We start from the raw sequence: 21,274 nt of genomic DNA on the forward strand, positions 1-21,274 counted from the left end.
AACAATTTGATGACGATGAAGCGGATAAACATGGTCCGGGACTTGCCTTCCTGCTGACACAGCGCTTGCGCTGGCCCTGTAGGATCAGCCTCAGGAGAGGGCGAATAATCGAATGCGTTCGATGAAGAGTCCGTACGCAGGAAAGCAAAAACCCGCCTTGTGGGCGGGTTCTTTAAATAGTGGTGCCCGGACTCGGAATCGAACCAAGGACACGGGGATTTTCAATCCCCTGCTCTACCGACTGAGCTATCCGGGCAACGGGGCGCATTAAACCGTAAAGGCTAACAGGGGTCAACGGCTTTCTGTGAAAAAGTTACGAAAATGCGGCCGATCGCCTGCTTTTCGCGCAGAGTGACGAAAAATTGTCAGGTTAGCGCGCCGTTTCGACGACAAAGCGCGATATGCAATACATCTTCCGCCAGCTGACGAGCAATAGCCACATCCTGCTGATTGCGTTTCACCAGCAGCTTGCTCAGACAGCCTTCCAGCACCAGCTCCATCTGATCGGCTATCAGCGTTGGATTATCCGTGCCCAGCATTGTTAACAGCTCATGGGTGTATTGCCAGGAGGCGCGTTTTTGCTGCTCGGCCAGCTGATGCACCGGGTGATCGGCCTGCGGGTAAAAACTACAGGCGGCAATAAACAAACAGCCCGGAAAGCGACCATTGCCGACGGATTCTTCCAGCACTTTATAACGTGCCAGCAGTTTCTCCTCGGCGCTGAGGGTGTCATCCAGCAGGAGCTGACGACGCCAGCTATCGATCTGTTGACCATGATAGCGCAACGCGTCATACAGCAACGCCTCACGGTCGGGCCAGAAACGTTTTAGTTGATCATAAGGGACCGCAACCTGACCAGCCAGCTCCTCCAGCGAGACGGTGCCCGCAAGACCATTTTGTTCCAGTACGTTTAGTGCGTGGTCGAGTACCTGTTCACGTTGCACGTAAAACCTCTCCTGTAAGCGTTTTTCTGTCGGTAAATCGGCAGTCACGTTCATTGAACCAGACTCCAGTGTCGTTTACCGCGCCAGTTTCTGCAAATGCGCCTGAAACGCGGCGGCGTTCAGATAACCTGTTATACGCGAGCCAGGGATCTCTTTGCCCTGTGCATCAAAAAACAGAATAGTGGGCAGCCCCAGCACCTGTAAATGCTGCAACAGCGCGCTATCCTGCTGGCTGTTGGCAGTGACATCCGCCTGCAGCAGCACCATCGACATCAACGCCTGCCGCACTCCGGCATCGCTGAAGGTATATTTGCTGAACTCTTTGCAGGCAACGCACCAGTCGGCATAGAAATCCAGCATGGTTATTTTGCCGTGCGCCTGCTGTAGCCGGGCATCCAGCTGCGCGACGCTGCTCACGCGAGTGAAGTTCAACTCCGTATGCGCAGCGGCAGACGTCTGCGTGCCGAAGGCCCACTGCTGCAAAGGCTGTGCGCTGACCAGCGCCGCCGCCAGCAGCAGTACCTGCGCCACGCGTAACCAGCCACGCCGCGCCTGCAGGCTGATAATAAAGGCCCAGGCAAAAAAGCTGACTGCCAGCAGGCTCCAGAGCCGCAGCCCCCAGCTATCGCCAAGGATACGCTCCAGCAGAAACACCGGCAGTGCCAGAATCACAAAGCCAAATCCTTCTTTAACCGTCTGCATCCACGGGCCGCTTTTCGGCAGCAGGCGATTGCCAAACAGCGTAACGGCAATCAGCGGCAGGCCCATGCCAAAAGCGTACAGCCACAGCGTGCCAGCGCCCGCCAACATATTGCCGCTTTGGGCAATATAAAGCAGGATGGCGCTGAGCGGCGCGGTGGTGCAGGGGGAACAAATCAAGCCCGCCAGCGCGCCCATCAAAAATACGCCGGGCAGCGAACCACCGCGTTGACGGTTGCTCCAGAGCGTCAGTCGCGTTTGCAGGCTGGCAGGCAGCTGCAGAGTAAAGAGGCCGAACATTGATAACGCCAGCAGCACAAACAGCAGCGAGAGCGCGATCAGCACATACGGATGCTGCAGCGCCGCCTGAAAGCGTAAGCCTGCGGCGGCAACCACCACGCCCAACAGCGTATAGGTCAGCGCCATGCCCTGTACGTAGACCATAGACAGCGCCAGCAGGCGGCCGCTCGATAGCTGACGGTTGCCGCCAAGAATGATGCCGGAAATCAATGGATACATTGGCAATACGCAGGGCGTGAAGGCAACGCCGATACCAATCAGCAATGCCCACAAGGGTGAGAAGGGCAGCGGCGTGCTCTCCGTTAGCGGCTTCTTGGCGGCGGAAGAGGTAACCGGCGCTGCAGCGTCGAAAGCGGGGGCTGGCTTCGTGAATGCCGCCGCGACCGCCGACAGCGGGATTTCACGCGTTTCCGGCGGATAGCAAAAGCCCGCTGCGGCGCAGCCCTGATAGCGCAGCGTCACACTGGCATTATCGCCAGCTTCCGCAATGGTTACCGGGATGGTGAGATCCTGCGGATAGATTTCACTCTTGTCGTAAAACTCATCCTCATGCGGCTGGCCTGTCGGCAACTGCAGCGGAGCCAGCTTCGCCTGCTTAGCGGTCAGGCTGATTTGCTGGCGGTAGAGGTAATAGCCGGGTTTGACCTGCCAGCGCAGCGTTAAACGATCGCCCTGCTGACTAAAATCAAAGGAGAAGGCCTCATTAACCGGCACAAAGCCGCTTTGTGAACCTTTATCAAACAGCCCGGCTTGCGCGGGCAAACAAAGAATGGCGCTAATGAATAATAATATTATCGAAGCGATGCGCTGAGCCATGACAGGTAATCACTCTCTCCATGTTGTACCGGCAGCACCAGTAGTTCGGGCGTATCGTAGGGATGTTCCGCTTTCAGCAATTCGATTAGCGCCTGCTGATGAGTGACATCGCTTTTAAGCAGCATCTGCACTTCGCTGGCGCTTTCGCGCTGCCCCTGCCAGACATAATAAGAGGTCGCGCCTGGTAAAACGGTTACGCAGCCAGCCAGCCGCGCCGAGAGCGCTTTATCAGCCAGCTGTTGGGCGGTGGCGCTGTCGGGGGCGGTACAAAGAACAATGACGGCGGTAGATAAAGTCATGGCTCGCTCCTGAGACTAAAAGTGCAATCATAGCACGGGCCGATGCGGATATTTTTGACTGGCGGTAAGCAGAGGTAACCCGGCGTGCACCGGGTTACCGGGGATGCTACGAAAACAGCTGTCCGAACAGAAAACCAAACGCCACCGACAGCACAATCGCGAGCGTGCCGGGGATCAGAAACGAGTGGTTAAAAACAAACTTGCCGATGCGCGTGGAGCCGGTGTCATCCATCTCAACCGCAGCCAGCAGCGTTGGGTAGGTAGGCAACACAAACAGCGCGGAAACGGCAGCGAAAGAGGCCACGGCAGTGATCGGTGAGACGCCCAGCATCAGCGCAGCAGGCATCAGTGCTTTCGTGGTTGCCGCCTGGGAATAGAGCAGGGTGGAAGCAAAAAACAGCACCAGCGCCAGCATCCACGGATGATTATTCAGCAGCTCTCCGGCCAGCATCTGAATATCATTGATATGCCCTTTTACAAAGGTATCCCCCAGCCAGGCGACCCCCATCACACAGATACAGGCGCTCATGCCCGATTTAAATGTGCTGGCGCTGAGGATAGCGCTGGTATCCACTTTACAGCTCAGGCAAATCAGCGTGGCGATGGTCAGCATAAACACCACAATCGCTTCGTTGCGCGGCAGCAGCGGATTCTGGATCAGACCGACATTTTCGCTGATTGCGGTGGCATAAAGCATGACGGCCACAATACCGATCAGAAACAGCAGCACCGAGCGTTTTGCGCCCGGCTTCTCTTCGAAAACCTGCGAGCCGCGCAGCGTCACTTCCCCTTTTGCCAGACGCGCCTGGTAAATTGGATCGTCCTGCAACTCTTTGCCGAGAAAGTTCGTTACCAGCGCCGCCACGAAAATCGCCGCCATGGTAGAAGGAATTGCCACGCCCAACAGCGCCAGATAGCCGATACCGCGCGGCTCAAGAATCCCGGCGAAATAGACCACGGCGGCAGAGATCGGTGAGGCGGTAATGGCAATCTGCGACGCGACAACAGCGATAGATAGCGGGCGTGACGGACGCACGCCTTGCTCTTTGGCGACTTCGGCAATAACCGGCAGCGTAGAGAACGCAGTATGGCCGGTGCCTGCCAGCAGCGTCATACAATAGGTCACCAGCGGCGCGAGGAAAGTAACGTAGCGGGGATGCTTACGCAGAAGCCGCTCAGCAAGGCTCACCAGGTAATCCATACCGCCCGCCACCTGCATAGCGGCAATAGCGGAAATCACGGCCATAATAATTTCGATAACATCGAAAGGAATGGCCCCCGGCTTCATTTGGCACAATAGCGTCAATACCAGCACGCCCAGACCGCCTGCAAAGCCGATGCCGATACCCCCCAGCCTGGCACCCAAATAGATTGCCAGCAGGACGATAACCAGCTCTACTCCCACCATAATATGACCCCTTATAAAGATGATAAAAATAATAAAAAGAAGTTAAAAATTTGTATGCTGCGGCAATAAAAAAGGCACGTTGTTCAGCGAACAGACGTGCCTGCAATGCGTTAAGAGTCGGGCTTAATTTTCATTTTCATCGGTATAGCGTTTTGCTTTATAAACAGGACGCATCAGGTTAGGAACGGAAAAGATATCGTCCAGTTCGGCTTCGGTCAGCAGACCGCGCTCCAGCACCACGTCTCTGACGCTTTTGCCGGTTTCAGCACAGATTTTTCCGACAATATCACCGTTATGGTGACCAATGTAAGGGTTGAGATAGGTCACGATACCGATAGAGTTAAACACGTACGCTTCACAAACCGCTTTATTGGCGGTAATGCCGTCAACGCATTTTTCCAGCAGGTTATAGCAGGCATTGGTCAGGATCTGAATAGATTCAAACATCGCCTGGCCGATTACCGGTTCCATCACGTTAAGCTGAAGCTGGCCTGCCTCGGAGGCCATGGTCACGGTAGTGTCATTGCCGATCACTTTAAAGCAAACCTGGTTTACTACTTCCGGCACCACTGGGTTCACTTTGGCTGGCATAATAGAAGAACCTGCCTGCAGCTCCGGCAGGTTGATTTCGTTCAGGCCGGCGCGCGGACCCGAAGAGAGCAGACGTAAATCGTTGCAGATTTTCGACAGCTTGACCGCCAGGCGTTTCAACGCGGAATGCACCATCACATAGGCGCCGCAGTCGGACGTTGCTTCGATCAGATCTTCAGCAGGCGTAACCGGCAGGTTGGTGACCTCGGCCAGTTTTTCTACCGCCAGTTGCTGATAGCCCTCCGGCGTATTCAGACGCGTGCCGATGGCCGTAGCGCCAAGGTTAACCTCCAGCAGCAGCTCGGCGGTTCGGGTAATGTTTTTAATCTCTTCTTTCAGCAGGACGTTAAAGGCGTGGAATTCCTGGCCCAACGTCATCGGCACGGCATCCTGTAGCTGCGTGCGACCCATCTTCAGAATCGTTTCAAACTCGATGGCTTTACGCTCAAAACCATCGCCCAACTGGGCGATCGCATCCAGCAGTTTCAGAATGGAGGCGTAAACCGCGATACGAAAGCCGGTAGGATAAGCGTCGTTGGTGGACTGGCATTTATTGACATGGTCATTCGGGTTCAGAAACTGATATTCCCCTTTCTGGTGCCCCATCAGTTCAAGCCCGATATTAGCCAACACCTCATTGGTGTTCATATTTACCGAGGTGCCTGCGCCCCCCTGATAGACATCAACCGGGAACTGGTCCATGCATTTGCCGTTATTCAATACCTCATCACACGCCTGGATAATGGTATTGGCAATATGACGAGGGATGGTCTGCAGCTCTTTATTGGCCAGCGCTGCCGCTTTCTTCACCATTACCATGCCGCGCACAAACTCAGGAATGTCGCTGATTTTATGGCTGCTGATACAGAAATTCTCAATCGCACGCAAAGTATGAACGCCGTAATACGCATCCGCCGGAACTTCACGCATGCCTAGCAGGTCTTCTTCGATACGAATGTTATTTGCCATGGGAACCTTCTTGTTAGAGCTACCGGTTACATCATTACAGGTGATGTGGTTATCGTGTCGGATTAAGCCCGGCAGATAAATTGTCCCTTATCGGCCTGGCCGCACGATCATAGGCTTAAGCGACACAAATATCTGAGTCCAGATCGCGATTCGAAGAAAAGCTGACGCAGAGCCAGCTTTAGGCTGTGATCATAATCCCAAAATCGCCGCAGGTGGGAAAAATCCAGCACCCTGGTTGAAAATTAACGTGCGCGCACCCATCTCTGTAGCTTATCTGCGCCATAGTTTGCTATGACGTTAACGCGACAACGCAGGTTGATCGCGTTTGAACTAAAGAATATCGCCGCTGCGCCGCAGGCGTGGCAGCCCGACTAAAGGAGAATACGGTGCGCTGGTTACCGTTACTAATACTGTTTTTATTCGCCTGGATTGAGATCACCCTGTTTATTCAGGTGGCGCACGTAATGGGCGTTTTACTGACGATGCTGCTGGTGATCTTTACCTCCGCCATCGGCGTGTCGCTGGTAAAAAATCAGGGCGTGAAGAACTTTCTGCTGATGCAGCAGAAGCTGGCGCAGGGAGAAAGCCCGGCGGAAGAGATGATCAAAAGCGTTTCGCTGATTATTGCTGGTTTCCTGCTGCTGCTGCCGGGATTTTTTACCGACTTCCTTGGCCTGCTGTTACTGCTGCCGCCGGTACAAAAACATCTGACCCTGAAGCTGATGCCGCACCTGCGCGTCTGGCGCGGGCCAGGGGCTGGCCCGGACAGCGGCTACACCATGGAAGGCGAATACGAGCGTAAAGACAGCGATCGTATTGGCCACGATAAAGATCATCAGGATCGTTAAAATTTTCACTCTGAACATGGCGGCAATGAGCCGCCATGTTTTTTTCTGCAGCCGCTTAGCCGGGTCGGCAAATTGATCCCAAACAAAAATTTTTTTTGTGTTGCCCCTTGAAAGCGATAACGGCTGTCCCTATCTCTTGAGCCACGAGGCCGGAAGCCCATAAGCCCGGCATTCATCCCTAAAATGACTGATTGGACTTCTCAAAGGAGAGCTATCAAATGAACATTCGTCCATTGCACGATCGCGTAATCGTCAAGCGTAAAGAAGTTGAATCCAAATCTGCTGGCGGCATCGTTCTGACCGGCTCCGCTGCGGCTAAATCTACCCGTGGCGAAGTGTTGGCTGTGGGCAATGGTCGCATCCTGGAAAACGGCAGCGTGAAGCCGCTGGATGTGAAAGTGGGCGACGTTGTGATTTTTAACGAAGGTTACGGCGCGAAAACCGAGAAGATCGATAACGAAGAGGTGTTGATCATCTCTGAAAGCGACATTCTGGCAATCGTTGAAGCCTGATTAGGCAAAAACCACATCGAACATACGAATTTAAGGGAAATTTCAAATGGCAGCTAAAGACGTAAAATTCGGTAATGACGCGCGTGTAAAAATGCTGCGCGGCGTGAACATCCTGGCAGACGCAGTTAAAGTTACCCTGGGCCCGAAAGGCCGTAACGTAGTGCTGGATAAATCTTTCGGTTCGCCGACCATCACCAAAGATGGCGTCTCCGTTGCACGTGAAATCGAACTGGAAGACAAGTTCGAGAATATGGGCGCGCAGATGGTGAAAGAAGTCGCCTCTAAAGCAAATGACACCGCAGGCGACGGTACCACCACCGCAACCGTACTGGCTCAGTCTATCGTTAACGAAGGCCTGAAAGCTGTTGCTGCGGGCATGAACCCGATGGACCTGAAACGCGGTATCGATAAAGCCGTTATCGCCGCTGTGGAAGAGCTGAAAGCGCTGTCCGTACCTTGCTCTGACTCTAAAGCCATCGCTCAGGTTGGTACCATCTCCGCTAACTCCGATGAGTCTGTCGGTACCCTGATTGCTCAGGCAATGGAAAAAGTGGGTAAAGAAGGCGTTATCACCGTTGAAGAAGGCACCGGTCTGCAGGACGAGTTGGACGTGGTTGAAGGTATGCAGTTCGATCGCGGCTACCTCTCTCCTTACTTCATCAACAAGCCGGAAACTGGCGCAGTAGAACTGGACAGCCCGTTCATCCTGCTGGTTGATAAGAAAGTCTCTAACATTCGTGAACTGCTGCCGGTACTGGAAGCAGTAGCGAAAGCCAGCAAGCCGCTGCTGATCGTTGCTGAAGACGTTGAAGGCGAAGCGCTGGCTACCCTGGTAGTGAACACCATGCGCGGCATCGTGAAAGTAGCTGCGGTGAAAGCGCCGGGCTTCGGCGACCGTCGTAAGGCGATGCTGCAGGATATCGCTATCCTGACCGGCGGTACCGTTATCTCTGAAGAGATCGGTATGGAGCTGGAAAAAGCAACGCTGGAAGACCTGGGTCAGGCTAAACGCGTTGTGATCAACAAAGACACCACCACCATCATCGATGGCGTGGGTGAAGAAGGCGCTATCCAGGGCCGCGTTTCTCAGATCCGTCAGCAGATCGAAGAAGCAACCTCTGACTACGATAAAGAAAAACTGCAGGAGCGCGTAGCGAAACTGGCAGGCGGCGTAGCCGTACTGAAAGTTGGCGCAGCAACTGAAGTTGAAATGAAAGAGAAAAAAGCACGCGTTGAAGACGCCCTGCACGCGACCCGTGCTGCGGTGGAAGAAGGCGTGGTAGCTGGCGGTGGTGTTGCTCTGGTTCGCGTTGCAGCGAAACTGTCTGAGCTGACTGGCCAGAACGAAGACCAGAACGTGGGTATCAAAGTTGCGCTGCGCGCAATGGAAGCTCCGCTGCGTCAGATCGTTTCAAACGCCGGTGAAGAGCCGTCCGTTGTGGCTAACATGGTTAAAGCTGGCGACGGTAACTACGGTTACAACGCGGCTACCGAAGAGTACGGCAACATGATCGACTTCGGTATCCTGGATCCGACCAAAGTAACCCGTTCTGCGCTGCAGTACGCGGCTTCTGTCGCTGGTCTGATGATCACCACCGAATGTATGGTGACTGACCTGCCGAAAGACGACAAAGGCGACTTAGGTGCTGCTGGTGGTATGGGCGGCATGGGCGGTATGGGCGGCATGATGTAATTGCCCCCAACGGCTTAGATTGTCTTAACCCCCTGTCAGAAATGGCAGGGGGTTTTTCTTTTGCCGCTGAAAAAGGTATAAGTAAACGCGCAGGTTTATACTGAACGTTTGTGGCAAGGGATGTTTAAGAAAACGCTCTCTTTTCTGATACGCTCAGACCGGATACTGACGATAATAAATGAGGAATCACATGCGGATTAAAGTCTTGCTGGGGCTTTCTGCAGCAGCGTTGCTGCTGGCGGGTTGTAGCACCTCCAAAGATCTAAGTGCGGCTGGCCAGCGCGTCACCTTTACCGATCAGCAACCGGGCAGTACCTGCCAGCTCCTGGGTGAGCTTACCGGTAGCCAGAGCAACTGGCTGAGCGGCGCTGGTGGTGAAAACAGTTCTCTGCGCGGCGCGGCAAATGATCTACGCAACCGGGCGGCGGAGATGGGCGGCAATGTGATTTATGGCGCAACCAGTCCTACGCAAAATATCTGGTCCAGCTTCGCTCCGCTCGATAGCAAAATGACCGGCCAGGTCTATAAGTGCCCGTAAGCCTTTTTTACCAGCCATAATCTGTAGCGTTATGCCGGTGCCTGTTGTGATATTTCCGGCTTAACGCTGTTATAAACTTATCTCCCTTCACCTCTCTCCGCCGGTAAAAAAACCGCCTTTACAATTGCGCCTTTGCTCGGCATCACGCTGTATTCCGTTTCAGGTAAAGAGACATTGTCCGGTAGCTGCCAACTGTTCAGCACTAACGGGTTAGCGCGCCAGGGCACCAGATAACCCACCAGCGCTTCACCTTTGGCGTTAGTGGTTACGCCGAATTGTTGATAGTTACCGATTCCCGGAGAATTCGGCACCACGATAAGCGCCATGGTATCGCTCATTGCCTGACCGAAGGTCACACCCTCTGAATGCAGTAAAACCGAACCGCTAATATCAAGATGATATTCGCTGGCCTGATTATCCTGCACAAAGCGCAAGGTGCTTTCTCCTGCATTGTACTGGTAACCCAGAGAAGCATCATACCGGCTGGCGTTGCGCGCAAAGTGCATCGCAGTTAGCTGGTAACGCAGGCTGTAATCAGGAAACATCGCGCCACTCAGGCCAATCTCCTGACTGGATAGCGAACCCCGGCTACGATTATGGCTGTAACTCAGACTGGGCGAACTGCCACCGGGGAGCGCTGGCAGCGACAGGCTAAAGGTTAATCCCAGCGTGGTTTCACTGCGGCTGTATCGCTCACGGCTGTGACCCAGCCACAAACTGATATCGAAATTATCCCGCGTCAGCAGGTAGCTCAGTGACAGCTCGCGTCGCTCTCCCGCCAGCCGCCGCCAGGTTTGTTGGGTATAGCGTAAGCTCAGGCTCTGATCTTCGTCTAGATAGCGGTTGATCCAAAATTCCTGCGTCAGCAAACGATACGGGAGGTCATCACTCCACCAGGCGCGCTCTTCTCCGACGTAGGTAATCTTTTCTTCCAGCGAACGATACTGCTGGCCGGATGGATAATAACGAAACAGGGCATTAAAGCTGGTGGCGCTGTCAAAAAACGCTTTAGCGTAGCGTAAACGCCAGACGCTGCCCTCCTGGCTTTGCGCGGAGGAACGATAGCGTGCCCAGGTGACATCGGTTGAAAATGCGCCCAGTCTGTGCAAATTAACACCTGCGCCTGCGAGATAGCTGGCATATCTTTCACTATGTTGTACACCGGCATAGAGTGTGATATCTGAGGCTACTCCCCGCGCCAGGCTGGCCTGAACAAAAACAGGGCGCGGCAGCGCACTGCCTCGCCATGGCCGGTATTGTCCGGCCACCAGTTCATAACTGCTATGGTTCTGTTGAACCAGAGCGGGCATATCAGTCCAGGGCAGATAACGGTTTGATTCGCTGCCGTCGCTCTCTTTTACCGTAAGCACCAGCGTTCCATCACGGGTGGAGGGGTAAAAATCCTGAATAACAAAGGAGCCAGGCGGAACGCGCCGCCGGTACAGGATCAGGCCATTCTGGCTAAGGGTTACTTCAGCATGATTTTTAGCGTAACCCTTTATCCAGGGAGAATAAGGACGCCATCTGTCGGGAAACATCGCCTCACTGGTCGCCAGGGTTATGCCGCGAAAAGGAAGAGAATCAAACAAGGTGTGGGTTGTTTCACTATCGCCTGCCAGCAGTTCTGCTCGCCAGGAAGTAATACTGCGCCAAAGGGTGGCCGAGCGGGTATATATGCCATGTTGGCCGGTGGGGCCCCGCCAGAGGGTATTTTGATAACGCAGTCGCCACGGACCGTAATTAAGGCCGTTATCAAGTTCTATTTCCAGCTCAGCGCCGGAGACAGTACAGCAACGTCCGCTCTGAAGATGGGCCAGCCGGGCGCGATAATCAATGAAAAATGCGTTAATGCCATCATCCCAGCGGCTGAAGCTGACCCTGCTCTGCCGTGGAGACATGGTGTTTTCAGGAATAACCCGCGTTAGCAGCCTGGCTTCTGGCTGATGGTTGTCATTTACTATTACCGGTACCGGCAGACTGGCATTGCCCTGCTGGCCAAACGCTATACCGAACAGCAAAATTAATGGCAAAAATTTCATCACAGAGGGAGGGCGGTCAGAAAACGGAAGCAGGGCGCTTCCGTTTATCAAAGCAGTAAGGTTATTTCCTCAGGGCAGCCAGTTCAGCACGGGCCTGTGCCAGTTCTTGCTCAATTTCCCGCAGGTCGGCCTGTTTTTCTTTTAGCTTGCGCTGATATTTTTTTACCTTATCCTGTCGGCCTGATGCCTGCGCTTCATGTAAATCCGCCTGTACTTCTCGCAGTTCATCCTGTTTTTTAGCCCGCTTTTTCTCCAGTTTGGCAACATCCTTTTGCGCACTGGCGATAACCCTGTCATGGGTACAGTGGGCTTTAACTTCTGCCAGCGCCTGTTTCAGGCCGTTAACTTTATGGATATTGCCATGATGCTGGGCAATTTCGATCTCTCTTTCCAGTACGGCGCGCTTAGTTGCACAGTCACTGTTACTGGCATGGGCGATATTAGCTATGCCGGTGAAAATAATGGCGGAAAATAGCGCAAGCTTTTTCATCGTAACTCCTTGTAAAAAAATATTATCCGAACTTTTTCTTTATATTTACCAACAGCAGTGGAGTAAACGGTAAATAAAAAAGGTAAAATCCGGCAATGCTTTCTCTTCCCGAATCACAGCGTTTACCCTGAACATCTGGCGCTATTTACATGATTATCGGCAAAGATTATTTATCTCTGGAAGGGAAAGGCCAGACTATTGTCGGGCAAAAACAGCTGTGCTGGCTATTTAATTTTCGTTATGGGTTATTTGAATGAGCTTTAGCGATTGTTGGTAACAGAAAATACTTAAAATAAATAATATTTTGTAGCTTATTTAATAAGTGAGAAAAATAGTGTTAAATGAATTTTCTGTTTCTTAAAAAATGAAGCCGGCATTGGCATAATTTTGGTCAGGGAAAATATTGTCCGGTAATAAGATCATTACCGGACGTCCAGTCAGGATTGTCTGAGCTGTAAATCGAGCGGTGTTTTGCTTGGCTCGCCACCGATTTCCCGCGCCAGTTTCGGCACCAGATAACCGGAGACCAGCGCCAGCAGCTGTCGCATGATGGCGCGGGCCGTCTCGTCCGGAACATAGAAATGCGCTGCGCCCTGCACTTTATCCAGCACGTGCAGGTAATAAGGCAGTACGCCAGCATCAAACAGCGCATTGCTGAGCGCCGCCAGCGTGTGTGCGTCATCATTGATGCCGCGCAGTAAGACGCTTTGATTAAGCATGGTTACGCCAGCGCGCTTCAGCATGGCGATACCGTGGCGTAGCGCGTCATCAATCTCCTGCGCATGGTTGATATGGGTCACCATAAGCACCTGCAGACGCGAGCTTGCCAGACGCTGGCACAAACTCTCTGTGATCCGCGCCGGGATCACTACCGGCAAACGGCTGTGAATACGCAGACGCTTTAAATGCGGGATCGCTTCCAGTTCGCCGATCAGCCAGTCCAGCTCATGATCCTTTGCCATCAGGGGATCGCCGCCGGAGAAAATGATCTCATCCAGCTCCTGATGATCGCGGATATAGTCCAGCGCGCGCTGCCAGTTGCGCTTGTTGCCCTGATTATCCTGATAGGGAAAATGACGACGGAAGCAGTAGCGGCAGTTCACCGCACAGCCGCCTTTTACCAGCAGCAGCGCCCGATTTCTGTATTTATGCAGCAGCCCAGGCACAACGCTGCTCTGCTCATCCAGCGGATCGGTACTGTAGCCGGGCGCATCAATAAACTCCTGGCGATCGGTGATCACCTGCAGCAGCAGGGGATCGTTGGGATCGCCTTTTTTCATGCGTTGCGCAAAGGCACGCGGCACGCGCAGGGCAAAAAGCCGACGCGCATCCTCTCCGGCAGCCAGATGTGGATGGTGATCCAACGCTAAAAAGCGTAGTAATTCATGGGGTTCAGTGATGACGTCTGCAAGTTGTTGCAACCAATCTTCTCTGGATGGGGTATTTAGGGTTACAATGTGTGCCATTTTTTTGGCTAAGTACCAGTATTAATTGTAGAGGGCCTTTATGGCGACTTATTCTAGCAACGATTTTCGCAACGGTCTCAAAATCATGTTCGAAGGCGAACCTTACGCTATCGAATCCAGTGAGTTTGTTAAACCGGGCAAAGGCCAGGCGTTCGCACGCGTTAAGATGCGTCGTCTGCTGACCGGCAAGCTGATCGAAAAAACTTTTAAATCTACCGACTCCGCCGAAGGCGCTGACGTGGTGGATATGAACCTGACTTACCTCTATAACGACGGTGAGTTCTGGCACTTCATGAACAATGAAACCTTCGAACAGCTGGCTGCTGATGCGAAAGCCGTAGGTGAAAATGCGAAATGGCTGCTGGATCAGGCCGAGTGCATCGTGACCCTGTGGAACGGTAGCCCGATTGCCGTTACGCCGCCGAACTTTGTTGAGCTGGAAATCGTTGATACCGATCCGGGCCTGAAAGGCGATACCGCAGGTACTGGCGGCAAACCGGCCACCCTGACCACCGGCGCGGTGGTGAAAGTTCCGTTATTTGTGCAGATCGGCGAAGTGATCAAAGTCGATACGCGCTCTGGCGAATACGTATCTCGCGTAAAATAAGCTTTTATCAGGCGCATCTCCCGGATGCGCTTTTTTATTGCGAGTCATTTCCTTTGCGGTTACGGGCAAGCTGTTAATTTCCGGCTATGCTTTATTTGCTGTACTTTCAACTGTAACCAACAAGGAAATGGCTATGTCTAAGAAAAGTATTGTTGCTATCTTTTCCGCTCTGATTCTTACTACTCTGCTCTCCGCTTGTAATACTACGCGCGGCGTAGGCGAAGATGTTGAAGCTGGCGGTGAGGCGATTCAGCGCGGCGCCCAGTAAATTGAACGGTGCGGAACGCTGTTCCGTACCGGCATTTTAGCCTGCCCGCACTGTTAATACTCGCTCACCACTCTGCTTTAATTACCCGTTTACGGTGCCGTCACGCCGTCCTGTTTTACCCATATCAGCTTATCCACCGGGAAACCGGCCGTGCGCGCCTGTGCGGTGAGCTGCTGTTTAATGGACTCATCCAGTTGCGGAGTTCGCGACAGGATCCACAGATAATTATGGTTCGGCCCGCAGACCAGCGCATAGCGATAGTCGCTGTCGAGCGCAATCACGTTATAACCAGCATAAAACGGGCCAAAGAAAGAGACTTTGAGTGCCGCACGCTGCGGCGAACCGGTAAAGTAAGCTTTTCCGATGCTCTCTTTCCAGCGCTGCTTTTCAGGGCTGTAACCGCGATTAATGACCTTCAGACCGCCATCGTCCCGTTTGCTGTAAGTGGCAGTGACGTGATCAAGCCCGCGTTCGAAGCGGTGATCGAGACGGGCAATTTCATACCAATGTCCCAGATAGCGATCGGCCTCAAAGTTCTCCACTACCGTGACATTTTTGGGCGGCGTCGTACTGCAGGCGACCGAGAGCAGGGCACCTACGCTGGCAATAAAGCTTTTCCACAATGACATAATGCTTTCCTGATAAGTTTTAACGGCTTAAGTATAGGACGTCAAAACGTGACGCGCCGTTAACTCAAAAAAAATCAGTGGATCTGCAAAAAAGCCGCGCGATGCCTGGCGGTAAGCCTGTGTAAACCCGTTAAAGCCATCTGTTTCTGCGCCGATAACCTTTCTACTCTAATAACAGTCAGTGAAGAATTTCTTATCATGGCGACCATTAACACCAATCTGTTATCAGCCAATGTGCTGAAAAATCAGGCAAAGGACGCCTCACAGCTTAGTCAGACTATTGCACGACTTTCATCGGGACTACGTATTAATAACGCGAAAGATGATGCTGCCGGTCAGGCAATTGCTAATCGTATGACTGCCAATCTTGGTGCCGATAAGGTTATTGGCCGTGGGCTGGATGATGGCATCAGCCTGTCGGAAACCGCTGACGGCGGACTGGACTCTATTTCCCAGCTGTTGATCCGTGCGAAAGAGCTGGCAATCCGTTCGGTGAACGATGCGTTATCTGACAGCGATCGCCAAAGTTTGCAGGATGAGTTTCAGCAAATCAGCGACACTATCGATCAGATCGCCGGTAACACAGAAATTTTCGGTAAGTATCCGCTGGCTCCGGCGCAGGCGGAACTGCCGCTGAAGCTGGGCAATGTGTCGTCGGCAAACAGTAAATTTCCAGTGCCGGGCTCCAACTATAGTTTTACGTCCGGGATCGTTTCACTGACTTATATTCCGGCGGGCGCAACCAATATTAATTTGCGCATCGACTCTTACTCATACGATGACGATATCCAGATTTTTACCCGTGACGGCAAACATCTGACCGGCACGGCGCTGCAGGGCAGCGATGCTGATTCCACCTGGCTCAGCAAAGGGGTTTCCAGCGCGGCCCAGGCTGACAGCAGCGTGATTACCGAAGCGAATGGCTTTTTGCCAGGCGCCAGCTATGATGACTCTCTTTTGTCGCAGGGTGGCAGCAGCTATAACATCAACGGCAGCGCTACTCAGAATTATAATGGTATGACCATTACCTATAGCGGCGATGGTGATCGTTATGAAGATGCCAGCACCGGCGGCTACAACGATGGCACCGTTTCCACCGGCAATTCACGGGAAAATATCGCGATTGATAACGTGACCGAAGACCTGCTGATCATGGTGGTGGGCAACGGCTCTTTTGCGGCGCGTATGACCTGGGGAAATATGCCGACGCCGACCTATACGCCCGCAGAACCGGTCAAGGTCAGTACCCCCACGCAAATTGTAACCAGCGCCAATTTTGGCGACGATTTGCAAACCAAAACCATCCCGCCGACGCCTTCCGATAGCGCCTCGTTAGGACTGGCAGCGACGCGCCTTAATCCAAAAGAAGAGGCGACAAGAGCGCTGGGCGCGCTGGATACGGCGCTGCAAACCGTTAGCGGCTATCGTGGCGAATATGGCAGCACGATAAATAGTCTGGAATCAACCCGGGCAACGCTCTCCGCGCAAACGCAGGCGACCACCGCAGCGCGCAGCCGCATTATGGATGCAGACTATGCGCTGGAAGCCAGTAATCTGACGAAAGCGCAGATTATCCAGCAGGCCAGCAATGCGGTGCTGATCCAGGCGAACCAGCAGCCGCAGATGATGCTGTCGTTGTTGAAATAACGGCTTACAGCGTTAAAACGCCGATAGCGGCCACCACCGTAAGGATCGCCGCCAGCCCATAGAACCACCATTTGCTGGCGGGAATAGAAAACTGAAGATCGTGCGCGCCATGATGCAGGCGATGCAGCGCGCACCATAACGGCAGGACGATCGTCAGCAAAATCAGCCCGCGACCGGGCATGGTAGCGGCAAACTGCCGAATACGCTCATAGCTTAGCGCGTCCTCCGGCCACCAGCCCAGCGGCAACAGCAGACCAATCAGCAGAACCGCAACCGGCGATACCACAGCCGCCCACATTCCTCCCGCGCTAAACAATCCCCAAAACAGCGGCTCATCCGATCGTTGTGGTTGTTGCATTGTTTCCTCCTTATTGCGCCAGAGCCAGCCACAGTGCTGTCAGCGTTACCAGCAGAGTGACGATCCACAGAGCGAAAATAATCGGCTGCGGCTTCAGCTTTTCACCTTTCACCATCACAATGGCTGCCCTGGGCGCCAGCCCAAACCAGGTTTTGCTGTGCAGCAGCGCGGCGGCCAGCGTCGCCAGGTTGAACAGCAATATCGCCGGATGCTGGAGAAAATCCACAAAGCTCGCCCAGGATTCAGGGCCTCCCTTCAGGGCATAGAGGCCGAAAATCAGTTCCAGGCTAAACCATAGCGCAGGCAGAGCGGTGCCTTCACGCAGCATATAAAAGCGATAAAAAGCCAGCTGCCGCCACCAGTTGGTTGATACCGGCGCCAGATAAGGTTTGCGTTTACTTATCATTCACAGCTCCTTAGTGCGGTTTCAATCGGGCGATCAGATAATCTTTGGCGCTAGCCACCTTGCCCTGCTGGATAGCCGCAGCCGGATCGACATGTTTAGGGCAGACTTCAGAGCAAAAGCCAACAAAGGTACAGGGCCAGACGCCATTGTCGCCGTTTAACAGCGGCATACGTTCAGCCTTGCCGCGATCGCGGCTGTCCAGATTGTAGCGATGCGCCAGGGCGATAACGGCCGGGCCGATGAACTGCGGATTAAGGGCAAACTGCGGGCAAGCGGCATAGCACAGGCCGCAATTAATACAGCCGGAAAACTGATGATAGCGCGCCATCTGCGCCGGGGTTTGCCGGTTGGCGCCCTGCGCCGGAACGCGTGGATTGCCAATAATGTACGGCTTAATCGCCTCCAGGCTGGCGATAAAGTGGCTCATATCCACCACTAAATCGCGCTCAACCGGGAAATTAGCCAGCGGTGCAATGCGCAGGCCCTCCGGGTAATCACGCAAAAAGGTTTTACAGGCGAGTTTAGGAATACCGTTAACCATCATGCCGCAGGAGCCGCAAATCGCCATGCGGCATGACCAGCGCCAGGCCAAGTCCAACGCCAGGTTATCTTTGATATAACCCAGCGCATCCAGTAACGAGGTTTGTTCATCCCATGGCACCGCAAAGTGTTCATCATGCGGTTTAACGTCCTGTTCCGGGTTATAGCGCTGGAGAGTGATATTCAGAGTCGGCTGTTTATTCATGAGGCGTCTCCTGCGCCTGCGCGGCGTCCGCCTGTGCGCCATATAAGCGCTGGGCAGGCGGCAGGCGGGTAATGGTTACCGGGGAGGTTTCGATGCGCGGCGCGCCATCGGCGTTAAAGAAGGTCAGCGTATGATACAGATAATTTTGATCGTCGCGCTGTCGGCAGCCCTCATCCAGCCGCTGATGAGCGCCGCGGGACTCTTTGCGATGCATCGCCGCATGCGCCATACATTCGGCTACGTTCAGGCTATGCTCCAGCTCAAGGCTGTAAAGCAGTTCCGTATTGAAAACGCTGCTGCTGTCGCTGATATGCAGGCGCTGGTAGCGCGCTTTTAAATCCGCCAGCGTATCGATCGTCTGCTGCATCAGCTCAGGGGTGCGATAAATCCCGCAGCCCAGTTCCATACTGCGGCCCATCTCATCACGCAGCGCGGACCAGCGCTCTGTGCCTGGCTGATTAACACGCGCCAGCAGGCGCTGTTCCACATCTTTCGCCTGCGCGGTTAACGCCCGCTCGCTGCTGGCAGGATTCTCCAGAGCCCGTTCCGCCGCCTGTTCGCCAGCCAGACGCCCAAACACCACCAGCTCCGCCAGCGAGTTAGATCCAAGCCGGTTAGCACCATGCAGGCCGATGGCGGCACACTCTCCGGCGGCAAACAGCCCATTGATACGCGTTTCGCCGCGCGCGTCGGTTTCAATGCCGCCCATGGTGTAGTGCGCCGTCGGACGTACCGGAATCGGGGCGGTAACCGGATCCACGCCAACGTAGGCTTTGCTCAGCTCACAGATAAAAGGCAGCCGCTCATGCAGTTTCCTGGCACCGAGATGACGCAGATCGAGATGAACCACTTCGCCGCGCGGGCTGGAGAGGGTGCGGCCCGCCTGCCACTCATGCCAGAACGCCTGCGACACTTTATCGCGCGGCCCCAGCTCCATATATTTGTTTTTGGGCTGGCCGGGCGGCGTTTCCGGCCCCAGGCCGTAATCCTGCAGATAGCGATAGCCATCCTTATTCACCAGAATTCCGCCTTCGCCACGGCAGCCTTCCGTCATTAAGATGCCGGAGCCAGGCAGGCCGGTAGGGTGGTACTGCACAAACTCCATGTCGCGCAGGGGAACGCCGTGACGCAGCGCCATGCCCATGCCGTCACCGGTAACGATGCTGCCGTTGGTGTTATAGCGGTAGACACGTCCGGCACCGCCGGTGGCCAGCACTACGGCGTTGGCGCGCAGCGTGACCAGCGTGCCTTCCATCATATTCAGTGCCACCAGACCGCCGACACGCTCCTCATCCACCAGCAGATCCAGGACAAAGTGCTCATCGAAGCGGCGAATTTGAGGATATTTCAGCGAGGTCTGAAACAGCGTATGCAGCATATGAAAGCCGGTTTTATCAGCGGCAAACCAGGTACGCTCGATTTTCATGCCGCCGAAGCGACGCACGTTAACCGTACCGTCCTGTTTGCGGCTCCATGGGCAGCCCCATTGTTCCAGCTGGATCATCTCCTGCGGACAGTGCTGTACAAAGTAATCCACGACATCCTGCTCGCACAGCCAGTCGCCGCCAGCAACCGTGTCGTGGAAATGGGCATCAAAACTGTCATGCTGCTGGGTAACGGCGGCGGAGCCCCCTTCGGCAGCCACGGTATGGCTACGCATAGGATAGACTTTTGACACAAGGGCAATGGACAGCTGCGGTTGCGCAACGGCAGCGGCAATCGCCGCTCGCAAACCCGCGCCGCCCGCGCCGACAACCACCAAATCGGCCTGAATGCTCTGCACGGTGACCTCCCGTCGAATGTTTGATAACTCTTTTGGGGTAGGAAGTATATGCCACCTGGAGAGGCGCAAAATTGACCTGTTCAGGTATTACGGTGGGAAAGCCGGCCTGGTCCGGCGGAATAAAGTTTGTTGGATTTATCAGCCGATATTTGTTTGATAACCATGATACGAGTAGACTGCATCCCCTTGTTTGACTGAGGAGTAAACCCCATGAGCGAGACGGCAAGCTGGCAGCCGAGCGCACCCATCTCTAACCTGTTGAAACGCGCGAAAATCCTTGCGGAAATTCGACGTTTCTTTGCCGATCGCGGCGTACTGGAGGTGGAAACCCCGGCAATGAGTCAGGCAACGGTAACCGATATTCATCTGGTCACCTTCCAGACCCGTTTTGTCGGACCCGGCGCTTCGCAGGGGTTAGATCTCTGGTTAATGACCAGCCCGGAATATCATATGAAGCGTCTGCTGGCGGCAGGCAGCGGGCCGATCTACCAGATGGGCCGCAGTTTCCGTAATGAAGAAGCGGGACGTCACCATAATCCGGAGTTCACTATGCTGGAGTGGTATCGCCCGCATTATGATATGTACCGCCTGATGAATGAGGTAGACGATTTGCTACAGCAGGTGCTGGAGTGCCAGCCGGCGGAATCGCTCTCTTATCAGCAGGCGTTTATCCGTCATCTGGAGATTGATCCGCTCTCGGCGGATAAGGCACAGCTGCGTGAAGTAGCCGAGAAGCTGGGCGTAGGCGATTTAGCGAATGCCGAAGAGGATCGCGACACGCTGCTGCAACTGCTGTTTATGTTGGGCGTGGAAACAAAGATTGGTCAGGATAAACCCACCTTTATTTACCATTTCCCGGCAACGCAGGCTGCGCTGGCGGAAATCAGCACCGAGGACCATCGTGTCGCGGAGCGGTTTGAAGTCTATTTCAAAGGGATCGAGCTGGCGAACGGCTTCCGTGAACTGACCGATGCGCGCGAACAGCGTCAGCGCTTTGAACAGGATAACCGTCGTCGCGCCGCGCGAGGCCTGCCGCAGCAGCCGATTGACAACAATCTGCTGGCCGCGCTGGAACATGGCATGCCCGCCTGTTCTGGCGTCGCGCTTGGCGTTGATCGTCTGGTAATGCTGGCGCTGAAGGCGGAATCCCTGAGCGAAGTGATCGCTTTCCCGGTTGACCGCTGTTAAACCCATCCGGCAGGCGTGCGTTTAACGCCGC

General features: G+C 54.2%; 21 protein-coding genes and 1 tRNA gene. 8 read left to right on the top strand and 14 right to left on the bottom strand.

What is annotated here, in order from left to right; all coding sequences use genetic code 11:
• Positions 1-180: 180 nt before the first annotated feature.
• The 6 genes from ACQE3Z_RS08115 to aspA all read right to left on the bottom strand — a co-directional run bounded on the left by ACQE3Z_RS08115 (position 181) and on the right by aspA (position 6,026).
• A tRNA-Phe gene (locus ACQE3Z_RS08115) sits at positions 181-256 on the bottom strand.
• A gap of 109 nt (positions 257-365) precedes the next feature.
• A complete protein-coding gene (dicD, locus tag ACQE3Z_RS08120; protein ID WP_426973225.1) occupies positions 366-944 on the bottom strand; it encodes a division control transcriptional repressor DicD in 579 nt (192 codons plus the stop codon).
• Positions 945-1,019: 75 nt separating this feature from the next.
• Positions 1,020-2,759 (bottom strand): protein-disulfide reductase DsbD, encoded by a 1,740-nt coding sequence (locus ACQE3Z_RS08125; RefSeq protein WP_426973227.1) that lies wholly within the window; start codon positions 2,757-2,759, stop codon positions 1,020-1,022.
• Positions 2,735-3,058 (bottom strand): divalent cation tolerance protein CutA, encoded by a 324-nt coding sequence (gene cutA / locus ACQE3Z_RS08130; protein WP_426973229.1) that lies wholly within the window; start codon positions 3,056-3,058, stop codon positions 2,735-2,737. The genes ACQE3Z_RS08125 and cutA overlap by 25 nt, the downstream gene beginning before the upstream one ends.
• Positions 3,059-3,164: 106 nt before the next feature.
• Positions 3,165-4,466, bottom strand: coding sequence for an anaerobic C4-dicarboxylate transporter (locus tag ACQE3Z_RS08135; protein WP_426973231.1), 1,302 nt, complete (start codon positions 4,464-4,466; stop codon positions 3,165-3,167).
• Positions 4,467-4,589: 123 nt separating this feature from the next.
• The gene (aspA, locus tag ACQE3Z_RS08140; protein ID WP_250650988.1) at positions 4,590-6,026 is read right to left on the bottom strand and encodes an aspartate ammonia-lyase; all 1,437 of its coding nucleotides are present in this window, start codon (positions 6,024-6,026) and stop codon (positions 4,590-4,592) included.
• 386 nt (positions 6,027-6,412) lie between these two features.
• On the opposite strand from aspA, the gene ACQE3Z_RS08145 reads away from it, so the two are divergent.
• The 4 genes from ACQE3Z_RS08145 (at position 6,413) to ACQE3Z_RS08160 (ending at position 9,617) form a co-directional block, all read left to right on the top strand.
• Positions 6,413-6,874 carry an FxsA family protein gene (locus ACQE3Z_RS08145; RefSeq protein ID WP_250650987.1) on the top strand — a complete coding sequence of 154 codons (462 nt, stop codon included), beginning with the start codon at positions 6,413-6,415 and terminating at the stop codon, positions 6,872-6,874.
• A gap of 218 nt (positions 6,875-7,092) precedes the next feature.
• A complete protein-coding gene (locus ACQE3Z_RS08150; RefSeq protein ID WP_275555655.1) occupies positions 7,093-7,386 on the top strand; it encodes a co-chaperone GroES in 294 nt (97 codons plus the stop codon).
• Between the two features lie 46 nt (positions 7,387-7,432).
• Positions 7,433-9,079: a chaperonin GroEL gene (gene groL / locus ACQE3Z_RS08155; protein WP_085069825.1), complete on the top strand. Its 1,647-nt coding sequence runs from the start codon at positions 7,433-7,435 to the stop codon at positions 9,077-9,079.
• A gap of 190 nt (positions 9,080-9,269) precedes the next feature.
• Positions 9,270-9,617, top strand: coding sequence for a DUF4156 domain-containing protein (locus ACQE3Z_RS08160; protein WP_085069827.1), 348 nt, complete (start codon positions 9,270-9,272; stop codon positions 9,615-9,617).
• 77 nt (positions 9,618-9,694) lie between these two features.
• Here the strand turns inward: ACQE3Z_RS08160 and ACQE3Z_RS08165 are convergent, their stop codons facing one another.
• The 3 genes from ACQE3Z_RS08165 to epmB all read right to left on the bottom strand — a co-directional run bounded on the left by ACQE3Z_RS08165 (position 9,695) and on the right by epmB (position 13,612).
• Positions 9,695-11,647, bottom strand: a complete 1,953-nt coding sequence (locus tag ACQE3Z_RS08165) for a fimbria/pilus outer membrane usher protein (protein WP_426973232.1) — start codon at positions 11,645-11,647, stop codon at positions 9,695-9,697.
• Between the two features lie 70 nt (positions 11,648-11,717).
• On the bottom strand, positions 11,718-12,146 hold the full coding sequence (locus ACQE3Z_RS08170) for a DUF1090 domain-containing protein (RefSeq protein ID WP_426973234.1): 429 nt from the start codon (positions 12,144-12,146) through the stop codon (positions 11,718-11,720).
• Positions 12,147-12,583: 437 nt separating this feature from the next.
• Positions 12,584-13,612 (bottom strand): EF-P beta-lysylation protein EpmB, encoded by a 1,029-nt coding sequence (epmB, locus tag ACQE3Z_RS08175; protein ID WP_250650983.1) that lies wholly within the window; start codon positions 13,610-13,612, stop codon positions 12,584-12,586.
• Between the two features lie 40 nt (positions 13,613-13,652).
• On the opposite strand from epmB, the gene efp reads away from it, so the two are divergent.
• Positions 13,653-14,219, top strand: coding sequence for an elongation factor P (efp, locus tag ACQE3Z_RS08180; RefSeq protein WP_085069833.1), 567 nt, complete (start codon positions 13,653-13,655; stop codon positions 14,217-14,219).
• A gap of 133 nt (positions 14,220-14,352) precedes the next feature.
• Positions 14,353-14,487, top strand: a complete 135-nt coding sequence (locus ACQE3Z_RS08185) for an entericidin A/B family lipoprotein (RefSeq protein ID WP_085069835.1) — start codon at positions 14,353-14,355, stop codon at positions 14,485-14,487.
• Between the two features lie 89 nt (positions 14,488-14,576).
• Here ACQE3Z_RS08185 and ACQE3Z_RS08190 read toward each other — a convergent pair whose 3' ends face one another.
• Positions 14,577-15,116: a lipocalin family protein gene (locus tag ACQE3Z_RS08190; protein ID WP_426973236.1), complete on the bottom strand. Its 540-nt coding sequence runs from the start codon at positions 15,114-15,116 to the stop codon at positions 14,577-14,579.
• 198 nt (positions 15,117-15,314) lie between these two features.
• On the opposite strand from ACQE3Z_RS08190, the gene ACQE3Z_RS08195 reads away from it, so the two are divergent.
• Positions 15,315-16,763 (top strand): flagellin, encoded by a 1,449-nt coding sequence (locus ACQE3Z_RS08195; protein WP_426973237.1) that lies wholly within the window; start codon positions 15,315-15,317, stop codon positions 16,761-16,763.
• 4 nt (positions 16,764-16,767) lie between these two features.
• Here the strand turns inward: ACQE3Z_RS08195 and frdD are convergent, their stop codons facing one another.
• The 4 genes from frdD to frdA are packed head-to-tail and all read right to left on the bottom strand — an operon-like array spanning position 16,768 to position 20,055.
• Positions 16,768-17,121, bottom strand: coding sequence for a fumarate reductase subunit FrdD (gene frdD / locus ACQE3Z_RS08200; protein ID WP_426973239.1), 354 nt, complete (start codon positions 17,119-17,121; stop codon positions 16,768-16,770).
• Positions 17,122-17,131: 10 nt separating this feature from the next.
• Positions 17,132-17,527, bottom strand: a complete 396-nt coding sequence (gene frdC / locus ACQE3Z_RS08205; RefSeq protein ID WP_426973240.1) for a fumarate reductase subunit FrdC — start codon at positions 17,525-17,527, stop codon at positions 17,132-17,134.
• Between the two features lie 10 nt (positions 17,528-17,537).
• A complete protein-coding gene (locus ACQE3Z_RS08210; protein ID WP_250650978.1) occupies positions 17,538-18,272 on the bottom strand; it encodes a succinate dehydrogenase/fumarate reductase iron-sulfur subunit in 735 nt (244 codons plus the stop codon).
• Positions 18,265-20,055, bottom strand: coding sequence for a fumarate reductase (quinol) flavoprotein subunit (frdA, locus tag ACQE3Z_RS08215; RefSeq protein WP_426973241.1), 1,791 nt, complete (start codon positions 20,053-20,055; stop codon positions 18,265-18,267). Before frdA ends, ACQE3Z_RS08210 begins: the two co-directional genes overlap by 8 nt.
• A 210-nt stretch (positions 20,056-20,265) precedes the next feature.
• Here frdA and epmA point away from each other — a divergent pair, with 210 nt between their 5' ends.
• Positions 20,266-21,243: an elongation factor P--(R)-beta-lysine ligase gene (gene epmA, locus ACQE3Z_RS08220; RefSeq protein WP_085069850.1), complete on the top strand. Its 978-nt coding sequence runs from the start codon at positions 20,266-20,268 to the stop codon at positions 21,241-21,243.
• The last annotated feature ends 31 nt before the right edge of the window (positions 21,244-21,274 follow it).

This window comes from Pantoea sp. FN0307, from assembly GCF_050113815.1.
In the GTDB taxonomy this organism is placed as follows: Bacteria; Pseudomonadota; Gammaproteobacteria; order Enterobacterales; family Enterobacteriaceae; genus Mixta; species Mixta alhagi.

Coding starts and splice junctions, on each gene's coding strand:
- groL (WP_085069825.1), top strand. CDS start 7,433: ATGGCAGCTAAAGACGTAAAATTCGGTAATGACGCGCGTGTAAAAATG.
- efp (WP_085069833.1), top strand. CDS start 13,653: ATGGCGACTTATTCTAGCAACGATTTTCGCAACGGTCTCAAAATCATG.
- ACQE3Z_RS08150 (WP_275555655.1), top strand. CDS start 7,093: ATGAACATTCGTCCATTGCACGATCGCGTAATCGTCAAGCGTAAAGAA.
- ACQE3Z_RS08190 (WP_426973236.1), bottom strand. CDS start 15,116: ATGTCATTGTGGAAAAGCTTTATTGCCAGCGTAGGTGCCCTGCTCTCG.
- frdD (WP_426973239.1), bottom strand. CDS start 17,121: ATGCAACAACCACAACGATCGGATGAGCCGCTGTTTTGGGGATTGTTT.
- ACQE3Z_RS08170 (WP_426973234.1), bottom strand. CDS start 12,146: ATGAAAAAGCTTGCGCTATTTTCCGCCATTATTTTCACCGGCATAGCT.
- ACQE3Z_RS08195 (WP_426973237.1), top strand. CDS start 15,315: ATGGCGACCATTAACACCAATCTGTTATCAGCCAATGTGCTGAAAAAT.
- ACQE3Z_RS08125 (WP_426973227.1), bottom strand. CDS start 2,759: ATGGCTCAGCGCATCGCTTCGATAATATTATTATTCATTAGCGCCATT.
- aspA (WP_250650988.1), bottom strand. CDS start 6,026: ATGGCAAATAACATTCGTATCGAAGAAGACCTGCTAGGCATGCGTGAA.
- ACQE3Z_RS08160 (WP_085069827.1), top strand. CDS start 9,270: ATGCGGATTAAAGTCTTGCTGGGGCTTTCTGCAGCAGCGTTGCTGCTG.
- epmB (WP_250650983.1), bottom strand. CDS start 13,612: ATGGCACACATTGTAACCCTAAATACCCCATCCAGAGAAGATTGGTTG.
- ACQE3Z_RS08210 (WP_250650978.1), bottom strand. CDS start 18,272: ATGAATAAACAGCCGACTCTGAATATCACTCTCCAGCGCTATAACCCG.
- cutA (WP_426973229.1), bottom strand. CDS start 3,058: ATGACTTTATCTACCGCCGTCATTGTTCTTTGTACCGCCCCCGACAGC.
- ACQE3Z_RS08135 (WP_426973231.1), bottom strand. CDS start 4,466: ATGGTGGGAGTAGAGCTGGTTATCGTCCTGCTGGCAATCTATTTGGGT.
- epmA (WP_085069850.1), top strand. CDS start 20,266: ATGAGCGAGACGGCAAGCTGGCAGCCGAGCGCACCCATCTCTAACCTG.
- ACQE3Z_RS08185 (WP_085069835.1), top strand. CDS start 14,353: ATGTCTAAGAAAAGTATTGTTGCTATCTTTTCCGCTCTGATTCTTACT.
- frdC (WP_426973240.1), bottom strand. CDS start 17,527: ATGATAAGTAAACGCAAACCTTATCTGGCGCCGGTATCAACCAACTGG.